We start from the raw sequence: 21549 nt of genomic DNA on the forward strand, positions 1-21549 counted from the left end.
GCCGGTCGTGATCGTCCAGCACGTACAGGCGGGTGTTGCCGATGGGCCGGCCGATTGGCAGTTGGATATCCGGCACCGGCGCCCCGGGTTCGAGGGTCCAGGCAGTGCTGTCCACCGTGGCTTCGGTAGGGCCATAGACGTTGTGCAGCCGCGCCTGTGGCAACAGCTGCTGGAAGCGCCGGGCGATGGCCGCGGTGAGTTCGCCGCCCCCGCTGAACACGTCGGTCAGGCTGCTGCACTGGCTGACTTCGTCGAGTTCGAGGAACTGCTGGAGCAGCGCCGGGACGAACTTGATCACCGTAATGCCCTGCTCGCGGATGGTCTGCGCCAGGTACGCCGGCTCGCGGTGGCCGTCAGGCCGCGCCAGGACCAGGCGCATGCCATTGGTCAAAGGCCAGAACAGCTCCCAGACCGAACCGTCGAAGCTGAACGGCGCGCGCTGCAACAACGCCCCCTGCTGCGCATCCGGGCAGATCTGCGAGCCCCAGTGCATCAGGTTGCCGAGGCCGCGGTGCTCGATCATCACGCCCTTGGGCAGGCCGGTGGAGCCGGAGGTGTAGATCACATAGGCCAGGTGCGTGACATTCAGTCCAGGGACCAGCGGGTCGTCCGCGGGTTGCTGTTGCCAGGTGCAGCGGTCGAAGTCGATCAGCTCGGCCGCCACCCCGGCCAGCAACTCGCGGGTCGCGCCGTGCACCAGCACCGCCAGCGGCGCGCTGTCCTGCAGCATGTAGTGGATGCGTTCCTGCGGATAACCCGGGTCCAGCGGCACATAGGCGCCGCCGGCCTTGAGAATCCCCAGCAGGCCGATCACCAGCTCCAGGCTGCGCTCGACGCAGATGCCGACCCGGGTATCGGGCTGCACGCCGAGTTCGCGCAGATGATGGGCCAGCTGATTGGCGCGCTGGTTGAGCTGGGCATAGGTCAACTGTTGATTCTCGAACTGCAAGGCCACGGCGTCCCGCGTGCGGCGTACCTGTGCCTCGAACAGCCCGTGCAGGGTCTGCTCGCGGGGGTAATCCACTTCGGTGGCATTGAGCTCCACCAGCAACTGGTGCAGCTGGGCCGGCGGCAATACCGGCAGCTGGCGCAGCACGGTCTGTGGCGATTGCTCCAGGGCCTGCACCAGGCCGTCGAGCACGGTTTGCAGGGTGTCCAGCAGGCGCTGCGGCCCCAGGCTGCGGGGCGCCATGGCGCTCAGTTTGAAACCCTCGTCCAGGTCGTCCACCGACAGCATCAGGGGGTAGCTGAGGATGTCTTCGCTGCCGAGCAGTTGGATGCCCGGCAAATCGCCCAGTAAGTCCTGCCCATCCGCAGCCTGCCCATGACGGTAATTGAGCAGGCTGTTGAACAGCGGCGTCGGCGCGGCCACGCCACTGCAGCGCTGGGCCAGTGCCAGTGGCGCGTGTTCGTGGGCGAGCAAGGCGCTCAAGCGCCTGTGGGTTTCGCGAACGGCATCCGCCGCAGTCTGCCCGGCCAGGTCGAGGCGCAGCGGCAAGGTGTTGATAAACATGCCCAGGGCCCGATCCGCCCCGGCGCCAGCCTGCAGGCGCCCCAGCAGCACCGTGCCGAACACCACATCCTCGCGCCCGCACAGGCGCCCTAGGACCAGGGCCCAGGCCAGGTGGAAGACGCTCGCCGCGCTCACCCCCTCGGCCCGGGCCTGGCCGCGCAGGCGTCGGGCCAGGGTCGGAGTCAACTGGCATTCGACTTTTTCATGCTCGTCGCCCGCGGTCTTGCGCTCCAGCCGGCCGAAGGCCAGGCTCGGCTCGTCGACGTCCGCCAGCCACTCGCGGAAGAAGGCTTGGTGTTCCTCGTCGCGACTGCCCAGGCGGGTCTGCGCCACATAACGGCGATAGGGCACCGCCTCCGGCAACTGCTCGGCCCGGCCCTGCAGATGGGCGTGGATTTCCTCCAGCAGCACGCCGGTGGAGGTGGCGTCGTTGACCAGATGATGGAAGCGCAGCATGCCGACCCAGCGCCGGTTCCGCGGGTCTTCGCTGTAGGCCAGGGCCATCATCGGCGCCCGCCCCAGGTCCAGCGGACGCAGGCCTGGGTCCAGGCGCTCGCGCAACTGCTCGGCGATATCGCCGCCCTCCGGGTCCGGCAGCACTTCCTCGAGTTGCAGCCGGGCCTGGCGCCAGACCACCTGCATGGGTTGCTCCAGCCCTTCCCAGACCAGGCTAGTGCGCAGGATGTCGTGCCGCGCGATCACCTGTTGCAGGGCCTGGGCAAAGGCATCCAGGCGCTGCAGGCTGTCGAAAGCGAACATCGCGTGCTGCTGGTAAGGATCGCGCGCCTCGGTCATATGGTGATAGAGCAGCCCTTCCTGCAACGGCGCCAGGGGGTAGATCTCCTGCACATTGGCCACGCCGCCGGGCACCGTAGTGACTATGCGCTCGATGCTCGACGGGTCCAGTTGCGCCAGCACCAGCATGTCCGGGGTGATTCGCAGGCAGTCCGGGACAACGCGGTTGGCCGGCACCTCGACCTCCCGGGTGTCGCCCACCGCCGCCGCCAGGCTGGCCAGGGTCGGCTGGTCGAACAGCACCCGCACATCGGCCTGCAACCCGGCCTGGCGCATGCGCTCCACCAGGGTCACTGCCAGCAGCGAATGCCCGCCCAGCTCGAAGAAATGATCCTGGCGCCCCACCCGCTCGACCTGCAGCAGTGCCGCCCAGATCTCTGCCAGCCGGGTTTCCACCGCGCCCTGGGGCGCCTCGTAGCCACGGCTGATAAAGGCTTCCTGCCCCGGCACCGGCAAGGCCCGGCGGTCGAGCTTGCCATTGGCGGTCAGCGGCAGCGCCGCCAGCCGCACATAGGCCGCGGGCAGCATGTAGTCCGGCAAATGGCTTTGCAGCTGGGCATGCAGCTGGTTGATTTCCAGTGGCTGCTGCGGGCCGGACTGTTCAGTGAAGTACGCCAGCAGGCGCCCGTCGCGGGCCTGGACCACCGCCTCTTGCACGCCGCCCACAGCGGCCAGGGCGCTTTCGATCTCCCCCAGTTCGATGCGCATGCCGCGGATCTTCACCTGGTCGTCGTTGCGCCCCAGGTACTCGAGGCTGCCGTCCGCCAGCCAGCGCGCCAGGTCGCCGGTGCGGTACATGCGTGCGCGCTGCCCTTCAATGACAGGTTCATCACTGAAGGGATCATCGAGGAAACGTTCGGCGGTCAGTTCGGGACGGTTCAGGTACCCCCGCGCCACCCCGGCGCCGGCCACATACAGCTCCCCCGCCACGCCCACCGGCACCGGGCGCCGCTGCTCGTCCAGCAGATAGACCCGGGTGTAGTCGATGGGGCGGCCGATATGCAGGCCCTGGCCGACCGCGACCCGCCCGGAGGTGGCGACCACCGTGGCTTCGGTGGGGCCGTAGTTGTTGATCACGGCAAACCCCGGGTCCTCGGCGAACTGGCGCAGGCGATCGCCGCCAATCAGCAAGGTACGCAGGGTCGGATGGCCCCGGCGCTGGTTGAAGGCGTACTCGGCCACCGGGGTCGGCAGAAAACTCACGTCCAGCGGCTGGGCACGCCACCAGTCGAGCAGCGCCTCGATGTCTTCGTTGCCGTCGTGGGGCGGCGGCAGGTGCAGGGTCGCGCCGCTGCAAAGGGCCGGCCAGACTTCCCAGGCCATGGCGTCGAAACCGAAACCGGCGAGGCTGCTGGTCTGGCCGCCCGGCCCCAGGTCGAAGGCCGAACAGTGCCAGTCCACCAGGTTGGCCAGGGTGCGGTGCTCGACCATCACCCCCTTGGGCAAACCGGTGGAACCGGAGGTGTAGATCACATAAGCCAGGTGCGCCGGGGTCAGCCCGGGGACCTGCGGATTGGTCTGCGGCTGCTCCCGCCAGTCGTCCGAGCCAAGATCGATCACCGGCACGCTCAGGGTCGGCAGGCGCGCCAGCAATTCAGCCTGGGTCAGCACCGCCAGCGGCGCGCTGTCCTCCAGCAGATAGTTCAGGCGTTCGGCCGGGTGGGCCGGGTCGATCGGCACATAGGCGGCCCCGGCCTTGAGGATCGCCAGCAGGCCGACCAGGGTGTCGAGGCCACGGCGGGCGACTATGGCCACTCGGTCATCGGGCTGCACGCCCAGCGACCGCAGGTGATGGGCCAAAGCGTTGGCCCGTCGGTTCAACTCGGCATAGGTCAGCGACTGCCCCAGGCAGACCGCCGCCAATGCCTGTGGCCGCGCTTGCGCCTGGGCTTCGATGTGGGCGTGCAACGGCTGGGTGCAGGCCGGCGCCCGGCCGCTGGCGTTCCACTCCTGCAACCGGGCCGTGTCGCGGGCGCTGAGCAGCGAGAACTCGGCGATCGACAGGCGGGTGTCGGCCAGCCCCTGCTCCAGCACATGCACCAGGCGTTCGGCCAGGGCTTCGATTTCCCCGCCCTGGAAATACGCCTCGTTGTAGAGGTAATGCATCCACGCCTTGTCGTTGTAGCTGTTGCTGCGCAGGTGGATGGCCAGGGGCAGCGGCTCGTGCCCGTTGCAGACCTTGACCGAATGCCCCAGCGCCTCGCCGTAGCGGTAATCGTGGTCGTCCTGCTCGTAGGACAGCGACAGGTCGAACAGTTGCCCGCGGTCCTCGCGCAGCAGGCCGAGGGAGCGGTTCATCTCGCTCAGCGGGAAGCGCTGGTGGCGGAAATCCTGCTTGAGCACATCGCGCACCGCTCGCACCAGCTCGCCGAACGGCAGGTCCTGGCTGAAGCGGAAACGCACCGCGCTGACCTGGGTGAACAGCCCCAGGGTGTTTTTGAAGCGGGCATTGGAACGGTTGAGAATCGGCAACCCCACTACCCACTCGTCGCGCTGCAAGGTGCGGGTGAAATAGACGTACAGGGCCGCCAGCAGCACGTGGAATGCCGAGGCCTGGCAGGTTTTCGCCCACTGTTTCATGCGCTCGTGCAAATGCGTGGGGAACGGCTGCAGCAAATTGTTGCTCGGAGTGTCGCCGGCAGCCGCGGCCTCCCTGGCGAAACGCTCGCGATACCGCGGCATCAGCAGCGGCTCGGGCAGCGTGCGGTACTTGTCCTGCCAGTACGCCCGGTCGCGCAGGTAACGCGGCGAGTCGTGGTAGCGCGCATCGTCGCGAATGAACTCGACATAGGACGGCGCCGACAGCTCTGGGCGGCGTCCGGTCTGCAGCGCGCTGTAGATCCCGCCCAGGGATTGCAGCATCTGGCCAAAGCCCCAGCCGTCGAGAATCAGGTGGTGGGCCTGGGTGCCCAGCAGGTGATGGCGGGCATCCAGGCGGACCAGGAAAAACCGGAACAGCGGGCCGCCATCGAAGCGGTACGGCTGTTCCATGCGTTGCCGGATCAAGGCCTGGGCGGCCGCCAGCGGCTCGGGGTGGGCGCTCAGGTCCTCCAGCGGCACCTCGACCGGCATGGCCTGGACGAAGCGCTGCAAAGGCAGGCCGTCGCTGCCGGCGTCGGGCAGCAGCACGGTGCGCAGGGCATCGTGCTTGCGCACCAGCAGCTCGATGGCCTGCTGTATCAGCTCGGCGCTGAAAGGCCCGGCAAGCTCGACGTAACCGCCGATGTTGTACAGCGGCGAATCGCCCCGGCTCAGCTGGTCGAGCCAGATATCGCGCTGGGCGGCGGTCAGGGCAAAGGCTTGTGACTCAAGCTTGGTCGGGCTCATGGCCGGCCCTCCCGGACACACACAGCCATAGCACGTCCGGGCTGGCGGCAAGGGTTCTCGATCGCGACAAACGCACCTGGGGCGGCTACGGAAAAAAGCTTCATAAGATCCTTCTCATGTGAAGTGTCCATACCCTGAGGCATGCCCTGAGCAGAGCCCGGCAGCGCCTGGTATCGGAGGCATCCACGGATTTAACCAGCGCCCTGGCGACCTGTCTGTCACCTGAAACCCGGACAGCCCAGCCCGCGACCGAGCGGCTCGAGCCGGGATGAATGGGTAGTCGAAAATTGACTTCCCGCCAGCTCGGGGACCGGTCTGCGCGCACGTACTAGCTAATAATTCTCGATTCAAAGGCTTAAAAGCGTGTAGGACATCCACCACAGGTTCCGGACGGCGCCCAGGGTAGAAAGTACCGTCCGATCAGATAAATCCTATGAATATCAAAGAACTATCTTAAAAACCCGATCATCCACGCCTCTGGCAAAACCGCCCTTTGGGGCAAAATTCGTCAAATTAACAACGCGGACTTTATGGCAGCTTGTGTCCCCGCTTTCAGCTACAGACGCTGGGTAAACCCGCGGGATTAAATGAAAAATCTCGGCCACGGACATTCGTTGCAAGGACGGGTGGTGGCCGCCGACGCCAACCGTTCGACGATCTGTCTACATCAGGGATGATAGGGATATGAGTCTGACCAGCAGTATTCGCAACATAGACAGTGCGCATTTCTACAACGAATTGGGGGAGCTGATTTCCAGCACCGGCCATGGGCTGTTTGCGGCGAAGATGCTGCACCTGGTGGACAAGCTGGTGCCTGTGCAGCGGGTCGAACTCGCCCAATGGTCCCTCGACGAACGCCAGGCGAGCATTCTCGAGATCAAGCCGCTGGGCAGTGCCGGGCTCGAGGAAGCACTGCCGCCGACCCAGCCCTCGCAGTACCAGGACGATCATCCGCTGCTGGAAAAGATGATCGAGATGAACGACTCGCTGCTGATCCAGATGAACGCCCAGACCTCCAGCAAACACCCGCGTTACCTCTCCCACCAGTGCCATCTGGTGTCACGCAAAGCCAATCGCCGCTGTGTCATCACCTTCCTGCGCCCCCCTGCGCAACGGCTGTTTTCCCTGGCCGAGCTGTCGTTTCTCAAGAGCCTCTCGCAAACCCTGCTGCCGCTGGTGGAGCGCCATGCCCAGATCAACCGCCAGGCCTGCCAGAAAAACCTCGGCCTCGCGCCCGGCAGACCGCTGGCGGCGGTCGAGCAATCGCCGCTGCAACGGGAATTCAACGAGCGGCTGTGCCTGGGCGACATCACCTTGTCGGCGCGGGAGAAAGAGGTCTGCCTGGGCCTGCTGACCGGCGGCACGGTGCCGGAAATGGCCGAGCGGCTGAGCGTCAAGAACAGCTCGGTGGAAACCTACCTCAAGCGCGCCGCCGCCAAGCTCGGGGTCAGCGGCCGGCACGGCCTGGCGAAATGGATGGTCGGCGCCTGAGCGGCGCCCTGCCCGCTTTTCAACCCGCCCGGGGCGACGCCGCCGCGGCTTTTGTAGATGAGGCTGTTCAATGAGTAAGTCCCCGCTGTCCCTGGTGAGCCTTGTTTTGGTGCTGGGCGGTTGCTCGCTGATACCGGACTACCGGCAGCCCGCGGCGCCGGTTAGCTCCCAGTACCCGCAGGGCCCGGCTTATGCCACTCAAGCCACGGCATTTGCAGAACAAGGAGCGGACTGGCACAGCCTGTTCCATGACCCTGAGCTGCAGACGCTGATCCGTAGCGCCCTGATCAACAACCGCGACCTGCGGGTCGCGGCCTTGAATGTGGAAGCCTTCCAGGCCCAGTACCGGATCCAGCGCGCCGACCTGTTTCCCGCAGTGTCCGCCACCGGCGCCGGCTCACGCCAGCGCGTGCCGGGGGACGTGACCGGCACCGGCAAGTCGCTGATCAAGTCGTCCTATTCGGTCACCCTGGGGGTCAGCGCCTATGAACTGGACTTCTTCGGCCGGGTGCGCAGCCTCACCGAACAGACCCTGATGAGCTACCTGGCCACCGAGCAAGCCCGGCGCAGCGCCCAGCTCAGCCTGGTGGCGAACGTCGCCGGCGCCTACCTGACCTGGCGCGCCGACCAGGAACTGCTGGCGCTGACCGCCAAGACCCTGGTCGCCGATGAGGAAAGCCTGCGCCTGACCAGCCGCAGTGCCGAGGCCGGCAAGGTCTCGGCCCTGGATGTGAGCCAGGCCCGGACCAGCGTCGAAACCGCCCGCGCCAACCTGGCCCGCTACCAGCGCCAGGTGGCCCAGGACCTGAACAACCTGACCCTGCTGGTGGGCACCCAGGTCGCCGACTCGCTGCCGGCGCGGCCGCTGGCCAGCGACCTGATTGCCCAGGTTCCGGCCGGGTTGCCCTCGGACCTGCTGCAACGCCGTCCCGACATCCTCCAGGCCGAATACCAGCTCAAGGCCGCCAATGCCAATATCGGCGCGGCGCGCGCCGCCTTCTTCCCCAGCGTCAGCCTGACCGCCAACGCCGGCACCTCCAGCCTGGAACTGGCCGGACTGTTCAAGGGCGGCTCCGGCAGCTGGGCCTTCCAGCCGCAGATCAACCTGCCGATCTTCAATGCCGGCAGCCTGCGGGCCAGCCTCGACTACGCGAAGCTGCAGAAGGACATCAGCGTCGCGCAGTACGAAAAGTCGATCCAGACCGCCTTCCAGGAAGTCGCCGACGGCCTCGCCGCGCGCCAGACCTACAGCGATCAGCTCGACGCCCAGCGCAGCCTGGTAGAAGCCACCCAGGACTATTACCGGATGGCGGAACACCGCTACCGCACCGGCGTCGACAGCAACCTGGTGTTCCTCGACGCGCAACGCTCGCTGTTCAGCGCGCAACAGGGGCTGATCAATGACCGGCTGGCGCAGCTGATCGCCGAGGTCAACCTGTACACAGCGCTGGGCGGGTCCTGGAAGGCGGAGTCGAACCCGGCGCTGGCACTGCGCACGCCCTGACAACGGCGTGCAGGCCAGGCAGCCCGGGCACAAAAAAGCCACTCCGGCGAGTGGCTTTTTCGTGCGTTCCGGGGCGGGAAACGCGCTCAGTTGTATTCCAGTACATAGGTCAGCGTTGCATCGGCCTTGCCGGCGGCGACTTCTGTACCTGTGGGGACATAGCGCGCCTTTGCGGCAAAGCGGTACATCTCGGTGCCGGGACCGCTGGCTTGCCAATCCAGGGCTACGGCCTTGGCTTTGCTGAATGGCAGTGCCACGTTCTTGTCGTTGGACAGTGAGATGGCAACGCCTTTGGCCACGCCAGGCTGGCCGACACCGTTCAGATTCAACAAGCCATCCCGAACGGAGTTGCCCTCGAAATAGACCTTCACCGGTGGCTTGACCGTGGGATTGAGGCCGTTGCAAACCACATCCAGGGCGAATGGAAAGTCCTGGACCGACCCGCGTTTTACTTGCTCTGCCGCGGGACGCCCCATATTGACCTCGGTACTGCTCTTGGGGGTGTAGCAGGTACTGAAGAAGGCATTATGTTCAAGCTTGGTTTTAAGGCTCGTTCCTTCGATGGGATAAACCGCTCGCCTCGGCGTGGTGTAGCTGGTGTCGATAAAAAAACTGGTCTTGTAGTTGAAGGAAGGTATATCGCCCTTTCCAACCCCGATATCTGTACGCACAAACTCTATGCTCAATCTATCGAAAAAAAAGAGGGTGGCCGAACTTAACCCGGTATAGGTAAAAGGTGGAAAACTGGGGCTGGACCAGTTAGAGGTGGCAAGGTGCCCAATGCGAATGCCGACCCCAGGCACACCAGAGTCGTAAAGTCCTGGACTGCCTCTTGATACAAGGCTGGTCACAACTTCGGCCAATCCCCATTGGGACTTGGTGCACCATGCCCATCCTCCAGAACGGCGTCCGACTGTTACTTGGTAGGACGCCATTACCCCGCCAATGGGGGCGTACTTCAAAGTTGTAATGGCTGGAAGACTGGCAATGATCGACGGATTGTTCGGTGAGCCATAGTCAGGCGTGCCGCAATAATCCGCTGCGTCAGCGGAAGTTCCCACGATGCCCCCCAAGGTCAGTGCAAGCAGCCCCACCTGTCGTAGCGTTTTCAAAACGTTTCTCCTCGATCCGAGTGCAGATTGGCGGTGCAGCTTCCCTTGGTGGGAATCGGCGTAGGGGCGGCAGTCTACGCAGGGCCACTGCAAGGGATGAATCAGAGGATTCTCAAAATCGGTGCAGCACCCCTGCTGCCTTTTTCGTCAGGAGAGATCATGAAATTGAAGTTCAGCCACGTGGATGTTCTGGTCAAAGACCTCGAGCAAGCCTGTGCGTATTACGCCCGGGTCTTCAGCGCGAGGATTTCCAAGACCCTGGATTGGCAGCGCGACGGTCTGCATGTGCGTTATGCAATCGTCATGTTCGGCACGGAGCGCCTGATGCTGGTGCAACCCTTCAGCGGCAATCTCAAGGCGCTGATGGACAGCAACGGCGAAGGCACGATCTACCGTCACTGCTATTGCACCCCGGACATCGAGGCCGCCTACGACGAGTTGCTGGCCGTGGGTGTGCAGCCGGAAGACGAGAACGGCAAACCCTTGTCGCGCGACAATCTCCAGTCGCCCAGCGGGACCCGCATCCTCTGGTTGCCGAAACGCTTCGGGCATTTTTCCATCGAGCTGCTTGAAGAGACGGAGCTGGAGGCCTTCATCGAGGAAGCATTCGCCGAGGACCGATAAGGCAACAGGCGCCAGCGCTCTCCCATTTCCCCCTGCCGCATAGGCTGAAACTCCCAGACGGCCTAGGAGTATCGGCCAATGTGCTGCCTGCGACGCATCCCCATAGTTGTGACATCTGCCAGCAAAGGGCCATGGTCCGGCCCCATCAACTAGAACTGCCTAGGAGCATGTCATGACCACCCTTCAAGAAAACCTGACCACTGACGCCATTACCATCCTGGCGATTGGCGATCCACTCGTGGTAGCGACCGGCGTCAACGTCGCCCTGGACGAAACGACCGGGTTGCAGAACGCCGCCACCTCAGCCCCAGCGGAAGACGCCAACGACAATGACATCCTGCTGACGGCCCTGCCCTCGGCCTTCGCTGCCCGGTTGAGCGCCCTTGGCGCGGGTACCGCAACGGGCGCGGCCCTGAGTGGTTATACCGGTGCCGTGGGCGACACCGGTAGCAATGCCTTCACCCTCAACCCGGCGCCCGGTGCGACCAATATCGATGTCAGCTTCACCGACGGCCTGGGCGCGCCGCTCGATGGCCTGGACAGCGGGCTGGACACCCTCGATGGCATCGACATCCTTCTCTATACCGATAGCAACAACAACATCGTCCTCGGCCGGGCCGGTGGCCCTGACGGTGCGATCGTGTTCGCCGGCTATATCGAGGAAACCGGGTCACCGCTGTCGGGCGGCAAGATCTGGACCGTGGAATACCAACCCTTCAAGCATCCGGACGCCAGCAACCCGGACGATGCCCTCAACCTGCTGAATAAAGTGTTCGTCGCCGCCAGCCAGGACCTGACATTCAGCCTGGCCAATGCGCCTTCCGGGCAGAACCTGTTCCTGATGTTCACCAAGGCCAACCCGACGGTGGTCGATGACAATGGGATCCTGCGGATCACCGATCCGACGATCATCGCCACCGGCAAGGACCCCGCCAACCAGTCGACGGGCGTCAACATCAGCACCGGCGACACCATCAACACCAGCCAGGCGGGTGGCCCGACCACCTTCGGCACCAACAGCCAGATGATCACGGAACAGGAAGGCATTCGTTTTACCTTCGTCACCGGCGCCCGGCAGGACATGACCATTCCCAACCTGGACCAGAACGAAGCCGATGAGGAAGACAACATCGACTTCACCGCGATGTTCAATGCCAAGGCGGCCAATTTCGATATCGTGCAGCTGCAAGGCGGCAAGAGTGCCGTGGTCAAGATCAGTGCCTTCAATACCGCGGCTGAATCTGGGGAGGATTTCGTCGACGGCTATGCCGGCGATACGGTGGTGGGCATCACCAATGTTCGCGTGATCAACAACGCCACCGGGCTGGTGATCGAGAATTCCGACGGCTCGGCGAATGATCCGAGCATTGCCATCAACTTCGCGGGCGGCGTGGCCACCGTCACCGGCGTCAAGGCCGGCTACAAGATCGAATACACCACCACCGCGAACCACAACCGCGTACTGATCGAGAACGGCGCGGCCCTGGATGCCAAGGGCAATACCCACGCCGATTTCGATATCGGTGGTTTCACCCTGCGCCAAGCCTCCACCACGACCGCGGAAATCGGCTCGCACATGATCTTCGAGGACGATGGACCGGCAGCGGCCGGAACCGCCGTGACCGGTACCGTCGATGAAGACGGCCTGGCCAGCGGCGTGGCTGGCGGCGTCGGCGACGTGGCCGGCGTGGCCACCGTGGCCAGCGGCAGCGTCACCGGGATCTTCCAGTCCGGTGTCGATGTGCCACTGAGCTATAGCTTGTCGAGCGATACCAGCGGCCTGCCGGCATTGAGTTCGGGCGGAGTGGCCCTGGTCTACAGCGTGGCCGGCAACACCCTGACCGCCAAGGCGGGCGCCGTCGATGTGTTCACCTTCAGCCTCAGCACGGCAGGCGCCTATAGCTTTACCCTGCTCAAGCCGCTGGATCATGCGACGGGCAACGACGAGAACGACATCACCATCAACCTCGGTAGCCTGCTGCAAGCCGCCGACAAGGACGGCGACACCGTGACGGCTACGGCCGAGAAACTGGTGATCACCGTCGATGACGACACGCCCACCGCGACCGGAACCGCCGTGACCGGCACCGTCGACGAAGACGGCCTGGCCAATGGCATCGCCGGTGGTGTCGGCGACGTGGCCGGCGAAGCCACGGTGGCCAGCGGCAGCGTCACCGGAATCTTCCAGTCCGGGGCCGACGTACCGCTGAGCTATGTCTTGTTGAGTGACACCAGCGGCCTGCCGGCGCTGAGCTCCGGCGGAGTGGCGCTGGTCTACAGTGTCCTGGGCGACACCCTCACCGCCAAGGCGGGCGCCGTCGATGTGTTCACCTTCAGCCTCAGCGCCGCGGGTGCCTACAGCTTTACCCTGCTCAAGCCGCTGGATCACCCGGCCGGCAATAACGAGAACGACATCAGCATCAACCTGGGCTCGTTGCTGCGGGCCACCGACAGCGACGGAGACACGGTGACGGCTACGGCCGAGAAGCTGGTGATCATCGTCGATGACGATACGCCAACGGCAACCGGGACCGCCGAAGCCGGCACCGTCGATGAAGACGGCCTGGCCAATGGCATCGCCGGTGGCGTCGGCGACGTGGCTGGCGAAGCCACCACGGCCAGCGGCAGCGTCACCGGGATCTTCCAGTCCGGGGCCGACGTGCCACTGAGCTATTCCCTGTCGAGTAATACCAGCGGTCTGCCAGCCCTGAGCTCGGGCGGGGTGGCACTGGTGTACAGCGTCCTGGGCGACACCCTGACCGCCAAGGCGGGCGCCGTCGATGTGTTCACCTTCAGCCTCAGCGCCGCGGGGGCCTACAACTTCGCCCTGCTCAAGCCGCTGGATCACCCCGCAGGCAATAACGAAAACGACATCACCCTCAACCTCGGCACGCTGCTGCAGGCCACCGACAAGGACGGCGACACGGTGACGGCCGCGGCCGAGAAACTGGTGATTACCGTCGATGACGACACGCCAACCGCGACCGGAACCGCCGTGGCCGGCACCGTCGACGAGGACGGCCTGGCCAATGGCATTGCCGGTGGTATCGGTGATGTGGCCGGCGTAGCCACCGTGGCCAGCGGCAGCGTGACCGGGGTCTTCCAGTCCGGTGCCGATGTACCGCTGAGCTATTCCCTGTCGAGTAACACCAGCGGCCTGCCAGCCCTGAGTTCGGGCGGGGTGGCACTGGCCTACAGCGTTGCGGGCGACACCCTGACGGCCAAGGCTGGCGCAGTCAATGTGTTCACCTTCAGCCTTAGTGCCGTGGGGGCCTATGCCTTCACCCTGCTGCAGCCGCTGGATCACGCGGCGGGCAACGACGAGAACGACATCACGATCAACCTTGGCACGCTGCTGCAAGCCACCGACAAGGACGGCGACACGGTGACGGCCGCGGCCGAGAAGCTGGTGATCACGGTCGATGACGATACGCCGACCCTGGCCTTCGGCAACCTGATCGGCACCGGGACCGACCTGGCGCAACAAGGCTACTGGAGCATAGGGTCTGGCGCCGACGGGCTGAATGCGGCCGGCCTGGACATCTCGCTGGTGAACAACCAGTTCACCCTGGTCCGGCCGGATAACACGACCACCACCGGCACCGGCACGCTGGTCGAGCAGTCGCCGTCACCGGACGCCAATGGCGCCTATCAATTCGCGGGAACCTTGACCGGTGATTTCGACAACAACGCGACCACCGCGAACACCACCGTCCACTACACCCTGACCGCCAAAGCCAATGGCACCTATGCCCTGGACCTGCAGGAAGGCTTCCGCTCGACCATCGTCCTCAGCAGTGCCGACGGCTCGCTGGCTGCCGGCGGTCCGGACCCGGTGCGCACGCTGATGATCGGCAGCGAAGATGTGGTGTTCTTCGCCGCCAATCCGCTGGCGCCGCAAACCGGCGATAACAGCATCCTGACCGGTATCGGGCTCGGGGCGCCCGACCCTACCGAAGCGCAACTGCAGACCAACCCGCTGCCATCGTTCATCGGCTCATCGACCATGAACGTCAGTACCTCGGGCATCGGTGTCGCCAACAACAACCTGGAGGGCAATACTACGGCCGGCATCAATGCCGGTGACGAGAGCTTTGTGGTCAACCCCGAAACCTTGTTGACCAGCATGAAGATCTTCATCGACAACTCCGTGGGGGGCTACGACCCGGCTACCGAAGAGCTGTACTACACGGCCTACTACGACAATGGCACGACCTCGGGCGCGCCCATCAAGGTGCAGGCCGCCGATCTGCATGCGGAAGCCGGAAACCAGACCTCCTTCACCGTCCAGTGGGATGGCAGCCACTTGATCGACGCGGTCCAGCTCATCATGGGCAAAGGCACGGTCAAGGTCCCGGTGATCCAGTTCATCAAGGAGATCCAGAGCCTGGCCAGCGATATCCAGCTGGCGTTCAACGCGACGGTGACGGACAAGGATGGTGATACGGCGACGAGCGCGTTCGACGCCAACCTGTTCGCCAACGACCCGAGCGACCAGACCTTCGACTTCAGGCTGGTGGGCACCGCCGGTGAACGGGATGCCTTCAACATCGATCTGTCGGTCGCCGAGAACCTGTACCAGGTCAGCGGCTTCGATGCCGGAGCAGGCCAACGGGATGCGGTGGTACTCGTTGGTGACCCGGGCGCCACTGTGCAGTCGATCAACAATGCCGGCAACGACAGCATCGTGACGATTGCCGAGACCGGCGGACAGCTGACGACCATCACCCTGCTCGGGGTCGATCTGCTCAATACCGACATTGTCCTGAGCAGCGTCTGAAACCTGGCGCGTCAAACCAAAACGAGGGTGGCCTGGAAACCGCCCTCGTTTTTTTTGCCGCGCCGAACGCTCAAGCAGCACCAGGCGTGAAGAGCACGCAATGGACCGGCGCCTTCGCCTCAGCCCATCCCCCTCGCAAATAGTCTGAAACTCCCAGAGGGTCCAGGAGTATCGGCCAATGTGCATTCTCCGGCGCATCACCATAGTTGAGGTATCTGCCAGCAGAGGGCCCGGGTGCGGCCCCACTGACTGGAACCGCCGAGGAGCATGTCATGACCACACCCCAATCCCCCACGAACGACCTGAGCACTGATACCCCTGCCGATCTGTACCCCGCCTTCTCCAGCAACGACACACTGACTATCACCGCCCTCGCGGATGGCGCTCCGATCGTGGTGGCGACCGGGGTCAACGTTGCCCTGGACGAAACCGCCGGGTTGCAGAACGCCACGGCCACGCCAGCCCCTGCGGGGGATGCCGACGACAATGACATCCTGCTGACCGCCCTGCCCTCGGCCTTCGCCACCCGGTTGACCGCCCTTGGCGCGGGTACCGCAACGGATGCAGCCCTGAGCGGTTATACCGGCGCCGTGGGCGACACCGGCAGCAATGCCTTCACCCTCAACCTGGCGCCCGGCGCGATCAATGTCGATATCAGCTTCACCGACAGCCTGGGCGCGCCGCTCAACGGCCTGGACAGCGGCCTGGACACCCTCGATGGCACCAGCATCCTTCTCTATACCGATAGCAACAACAACATCCTGCTGGGCCGCGCCGGAGGCCCTGACGGTGCGATCGTGTTCGCGGCCTATATCGAAGAAACCGGGTCACCGCTATCGGGAGGCAAGATCTGGACCCTGGAATACCAGCCGCTCAAGCATCCGGACGCGAGCAACCCGGACGATGCCCTCAACCTGCTGAACAAGGTGTTTATCGGCGCCAGCCAGGACCTGACGTTCAGCCTGGCCAATGCGCCTTCCGGGCAGAACCTGTTCCTGATGTTCACCCAGGCCAACCCGACGGTGGTCGATGACGGCGGAGTCTTGCGGATCACCGACCCCACGATCATCGCCACCGGCAAAGACCCCGCCGACCAGTCATCGGGCGCCAGCATCAACACCGGCGACACCATCAACACCAGCCAGGCGGGTGGCCCGACCACCTTCGGCACCAACAGCCAGATGATCACGGAACAGGAAGGCATTCGTTTTACCTTCGTCACCGGCGCCAGGCAGGACGTGACCATTCCCAACCTGGATCAGAACGAAGCCGATCTCGAAGCCAACATCGACTTCACCGCGATGTTCAATGCCAAGGCGGCCAATTTCGATGTCGTGCAGCTGCAAGGCGGCAAGAGTGCCGTGGTCAAGATCAGTGCCTTCAACACCGCGGTTGAAAGTGGCACGAATTTCGTCAATGGCTATGCCAACGATACGTTGGTGGCCATCACCCATGTTCGCGTGATCAACATCGCCACCGGGCTGGTGATCGAAAACTCGGACGGTTCGGTGAATGATCCGAGCATTGCCATCAGCTTCTCTGGTGGAGTGGCCACCGTCACCGGCGTCAAGGCCGGCTACCAGATCGACTACACCACCACCGCGGACCACAACCGCGTACTGATCGAGAACGGCGCGGCCCTGGACGCCAAGGGCAATACCCACGCCGACTTCGACATCGGTGGCTTTACCCTGCGCCAAGCCTCTACCACGACCGCCGAAATCGGCTCGCACATGATCTTCGAGGACGATGGACCGACCCTGGCCTTCGGCAACCTGATCGGTACCGGAACCGACCTGGCGCAACAAGGCTACTGGAACATGGCGGCCGGAGCCGACGGGCTGGGGCTGACCGGCCTGGACATTTCGCTGCTGAACAACCAGTTCACCCTGGTCCGGCCGGATAACACGACCACCACCGGCACCGGTACGCTGGTCGAGCAGTCACCTTCACCGGATGGCAATGGCGCCTACCAGTTCGCCGGGACCCTGACCGGTGATTTCGACAACAACGCGGCCACCGCGAACACCACCGTTCACTACACCTTGAGCGCCTATGCCAACGGCACCTATGCCCTGGACCTGCAGGAAGGCTTCCGCTCGACCATCGTCCTCAGCAGTGCCGACGGCTCGCTGGCTGCCGGTGGTCCGGACCCGGTGCGCACGCTGCTGATCGGCAGCGAAGACGTGGTGTTCTTCGCCGCCAATCCGCTGGCACCGCAAACCGGCGATAACAGCATCCTGACCGGTATCGGGCTCGGGGCGTCCGACCCTACCGAAGCGCAGTTGCAAACCAACCCGCTGCCATCGTTCATCGGCTCGGCGACCATGAACGTCAGTACCTCGGGCATCGGTGTCGCCAACAACAACCTGGAGGGCAACACCACCGCCGGCATCAATGCCGGTGACGAGAGCTTCGTGGTCAACCCCGAGACCTTGTTGACGAGCATGAAGATCTTCATCGACAACTCGGTACAGGGCTACAACCCGGCCACGGAAGAGCTGTACTACACGATCTACTTCGACAACGGCACAACCTCGGGCGCCCCCATCAAGGTGCAGGCCGCCGACCTGCACGCGGAAGCCGGAAACCAGACCTCCTTCACCGTCCAGTGGGATGGCAGCCACTTGATCGACGCCGTCCAGCTGACGATGGGCCTGGGCACGGTCAAGGTCCCGGTGATCCAGTTCATCAAGGAGATCCAGAGCCTGGCCAGCGATATCCAGCTGTCATTCAACGCGACGGTGACGGACAAGGATGGCGACACGGCAACCAGCGCGTTCGACGCCAACCTGTTCGCCAACGACCTGAGCGACCAGGCCTTCGACTTCAGGCTGGTGGGTACCACGGGTGAACGGGATGCCTTCAACATCGACCTGTCGGTCGCCGAGAACCAGTACCAGGTCAGCGGCTTCGATGCGGGAGCAGGCCAACGGGATGCGGTGGTGCTCATTGGTGATGCGGGCGCCGCTGTGCAATCGATCAACAATGCCGGCAACGACAGCATCGTGACGATTGCCGAGACCGGCGGACAGCTGACGACCATCACCCTGCTCGGGGTCGATGTGCTCAATACCGACATCGTCCTGGCCAGCGTCTGAAACATCGCGCGTCAAACCCATGCGAGGGTGGCCTGGAAACCACCCTCGCTTTTTTTTGCAGCCGCCCTAGGAGATGTAGCTGCAATGCTTGCCGCGCCGAACGCTCAAGCAGCACCAGGCGTGAAGAGCACGCAACGGGCCGGCGCCTTCGCCTCATCCCGTTTCCCCTCCCAGGTAGGCTGAAACTCCCAGGCCACCTGGGAGTATCGGCCAATGTGCATTCTCCGGCGCATCACCATAGTTGAGGTATCTGCCAGCAGAGGGCCCGGGTGCGGCCCCAACGGCTGGAACTGCCTAGGAGAATTGTCATGACCACCCTGCAAGAAAACCTATCCCTCACGAGCGACCCGATCGTGGTAGCGACCGGCGTCAACGTTGCGCTGGACGAAACCAGCGGGTTGCAAAACGCCACCGCCACACCAGCCCCTGCAGGAGACGCCGACGACAATGACATCCTGCTGGCCGCCCTGCCCTCGGCCTTCGCCACCCGGCTGACCGCCCTTGGCGTGGGTACCGCAACGGACGCCGCCTTGAGTGGATACACCGGTGCGGTGGGCGACACCGGCAGCAATGCCTTCACCCTCAACCTGTCGCCCGATGCGGTCAATGTCGATATCAAGTTCACCGACAGCCTGGGCGCGCCGCTCGACGGCCTGGACAGCGGGCTGGATACCCTCGATGGCATCGACATCCTGCTCTATACCGATACGGACAATAACAACATCGTCCTCGGCCGGGCCGGTGGCCCTGACGGCGCCATCGTGTTCGCCGGCTATATCGAGGAAACCGGGTCGCCGCTGTCGGGTGGCAAGATCTGGACCGTGGAATACCAACCGCTCAAGCATCCGGACGCGAGCAATCCGGACGATGCCCTCAACCTGCTGAACAAGGTGTTTATCGGCGCCAGCCAGGACCTGAAGTTCAGCCTGACCAATGCGCCTTCCGGGCAGAACCTGTTCCTGATGTTCACCAAGGCCAACCCGACGGTGGTCGATGACAATGGGGTCCTGCGGATCAGCGATCCGACGATCATCGCCACCGGCAAGGACCCCGCCGACGAATCGACGGGCGTCAACATCAACACCGGTGACACCATCAACACCAGCCAGGGCGGTGGCCCGACCACCTTCGGCACCAACAACCAGATGATCACGGAACAGGAAGGCATCCGTTTTACCTTCGTCACCGGTGCCCGGCAGGACGTGACCGTGCCCAACCTGGATCAGAACGAAGCGGACGTCGAAGCCAATATCGACTACACCGCGGTCTTTGATGCGAAGACGGCCAATTTCGATGTCGTGCAGCTGCAAGGCGGCAAGAGTGCCGTAGTAAAAATAAGTGCCTTCAGCACCGCGGTTGAAAGCGGCGCGAACTTCGTCAACGGCTATGCCAACGATGCGTCGGTGGCCATCACCAATGTTCTGGTGATCGACAACAGCACCGGGCAAGTGATCGAAAACTCGGACGGGTCGGTGAACAATGCGGCCATTGCCATCAGCTTTAATGGCGGCGTGGCCACTGTCACCGGCGTCATAGCCGGCTACAAGATCGAATACACCACCAGCGCGGACCACAACCGCGTACTGGTCGAGAACGGCGCAGCCCTGGACGCCAAGGGCAATACCCACGCTGACTTCGACATCGGTGGTTTCACCCTGCGCCAAGCCTCCACCGCGACCGCCGAAATCGGCTCGAAAATGATCTTCGAGGACGATGGGCCGGCAGCGGCCGGAACCGCTGAGGCCGGCACCGTCGACGAAGACGGCCTGGCCAATGGCATCGCCGGCGGTGTCGGCGACGTGGCCGGCGTGGCCACCGTAGCCAGCGGTAGCGTTACCGGGATCTTCCAGTCCGGCGTCGATGTGCCGCTGAGCTATAGCTTGTCGAGTGATACCAGCGGCTTGCCAGCCCTGAGCTCCGGCGGAGTGGCGCTGGTCTACAGCGTGGTGGGCGACACCCTGACCGCCAAGGCGGGCGCTGTCGATGTGTTCACCTTCAGCCTTAGCGCCGCGGGGGCCTACAGCTTCACCCTGCTGCAGCCGCTGGATCACCCAGCCGGTAATGACGAAAACGACATCACCCTCAACCTGGGCTCGTTGCTACAAGCCACCGACAAGGACGGCGACACAGTGACGGCTGCGCCCGAGAAGCTGGTGATCACCGTCGATGACGACACACCCACCGCAACCGGAGCCGCCGAGGCCGGCACCGTCGATGAAGACGGCCTGGTCAATGGCATCGCCGGCGGTGTCGGCGACGTCGCTGGAGAAGCAACGACGGCCAGCGGCAACGTGACGGGCATCTTCCAGTCCGGGGCCGACGTACCGCTGAGCTATGCCCTGTCGAGCGATACCAGCGGCCTGCCAGCCCTGAGTTCGGGCGGAGTGGCGCTGGTCTACAGCGTGCTGGGCGACACCCTGACCGCCAAGGCAGGCGCCGTCGATGTGTTCACCTTCAGCCTCAGCGCCGCGGGCGCCTATAGCTTCAGCCTGCTGCAACCGCTGGATCATCCAGCGGGCAATGATGAAAACGACATCACCCTCAACCTGGGTAGCCTGCTGCAGGCCACCGACAAGGACGGCGACACGGTGACGGCTGCGCCCGAGAAGCTGGTGATCACCGTCGATGACGACACGCCCACCGCAACCGGAGCCGCCGAGGCCGGCACCGTCGATGAAGACGGTTTGGCCAATGGTATTGCCGGGGGTGTCGGGGATGTGACGGGTGAAGCCACCACGGCCAGCGGCAATGTGACGGGCATCTTCCAGTCCGGTGCCGATGGACTGCTGAGTTTCTCCCTGTCGAGCGATACCAGCGGCTTGCCGGCCCTGAGTTCCGGCGGAGTGGCATTGGTCTACAGCGTGCTGGGCGACACCCTCACCGCCAAGGCAGGCGCGGTCGATGTGTTCACCTTCAGCCTCAGTGCCGCGGGTGCCTACAGTTTCACCTTGCTGCAACCGCTGGACCATCCAGCCGGCAACGATGAAAACGACATCACCCTCAACCTGGGCAGCCTGCTGCAAGCCACCGACAAGGACGGCGACACAGTGACCGCCGCGCCCGAGAAGCTGGTGATTACCGTCGATGACGACACGCCCACCGCCAATGGCACCGCCGAGGCCGGCACCGTCGATGAGGACGGCCTGGCCAATGGCATCGCCGGGGGTGTCGGGGATGTGGCCGGTGAGTCCACCACCGCCAATGGCAGCGTGACCGGGATCTTCCAGTCCGGGGCCGACGTGCCGCTGAGCTATTCCCTGTCGAGTAACACCAGCGGCCTGCCAGCCCTGAGTTCGGGCGGG

Annotated in this window: 8 protein-coding genes; 6 read left to right on the top strand and 2 right to left on the bottom strand. The window is 64.2% G+C overall.

The window, feature by feature from the left end; translation table 11 throughout:
• Nucleotides 1-5635, bottom strand: a 5635-nt coding sequence (locus tag J4D52_RS28615; RefSeq protein WP_207272196.1) for a non-ribosomal peptide synthetase, incomplete at its 3' end; no start/stop codon positions are given.
• A gap of 684 nt (nucleotides 5636-6319) precedes the next feature.
• Between J4D52_RS28615 and J4D52_RS28620 the strand changes: the two genes are divergently transcribed.
• Both J4D52_RS28620 and adeC read left to right on the top strand, forming a co-directional pair.
• A complete protein-coding gene (locus J4D52_RS28620) occupies nucleotides 6320-7126 on the top strand; it encodes a helix-turn-helix transcriptional regulator (protein ID WP_102676929.1) in 807 nt (268 codons plus the stop codon).
• Nucleotides 7127-7196: 70 nt separating this feature from the next.
• A complete protein-coding gene (gene adeC, locus J4D52_RS28625) occupies nucleotides 7197-8630 on the top strand; it encodes an AdeC/AdeK/OprM family multidrug efflux complex outer membrane factor (RefSeq protein ID WP_102676930.1) in 1434 nt (477 codons plus the stop codon).
• A gap of 86 nt (nucleotides 8631-8716) precedes the next feature.
• On the opposite strand, the gene J4D52_RS28630 is transcribed toward adeC, so the two are convergent.
• Entirely contained in the window at nucleotides 8717-9742 is a 1026-nt protein-coding gene (locus tag J4D52_RS28630; protein ID WP_256581526.1) for a fimbrial protein, read from the bottom strand.
• Between the two features lie 159 nt (nucleotides 9743-9901).
• On the opposite strand from J4D52_RS28630, the gene J4D52_RS28635 reads away from it, so the two are divergent.
• From J4D52_RS28635 to J4D52_RS28650, 4 genes are all read left to right on the top strand, one after another.
• Nucleotides 9902-10366, top strand: coding sequence for a VOC family protein (locus J4D52_RS28635; RefSeq protein ID WP_102676932.1), 465 nt, complete (start codon nucleotides 9902-9904; stop codon nucleotides 10364-10366).
• 172 nt (nucleotides 10367-10538) lie between these two features.
• Nucleotides 10539-15146, top strand: coding sequence for a hypothetical protein (locus J4D52_RS28640; protein WP_102676933.1), 4608 nt, complete (start codon nucleotides 10539-10541; stop codon nucleotides 15144-15146).
• 272 nt (nucleotides 15147-15418) lie between these two features.
• Complete coding sequence (locus tag J4D52_RS28645) at nucleotides 15419-18247, top strand: DUF5801 repeats-in-toxin domain-containing protein (protein ID WP_102676934.1); 2829 nt, start codon at nucleotides 15419-15421, stop codon at nucleotides 18245-18247.
• Between the two features lie 308 nt (nucleotides 18248-18555).
• Nucleotides 18556-21549, top strand: a 2994-nt coding sequence (locus tag J4D52_RS28650) for a hypothetical protein (protein WP_207272197.1), incomplete at its 3' end; no start/stop codon positions are given.

It is taken from the genome of Pseudomonas sp. GW460-12-10-14-TSB1, assembly GCF_017349775.1.
Taxonomy (GTDB): Bacteria; Pseudomonadota; Gammaproteobacteria; order Pseudomonadales; family Pseudomonadaceae; genus Aquipseudomonas; species Aquipseudomonas piscium.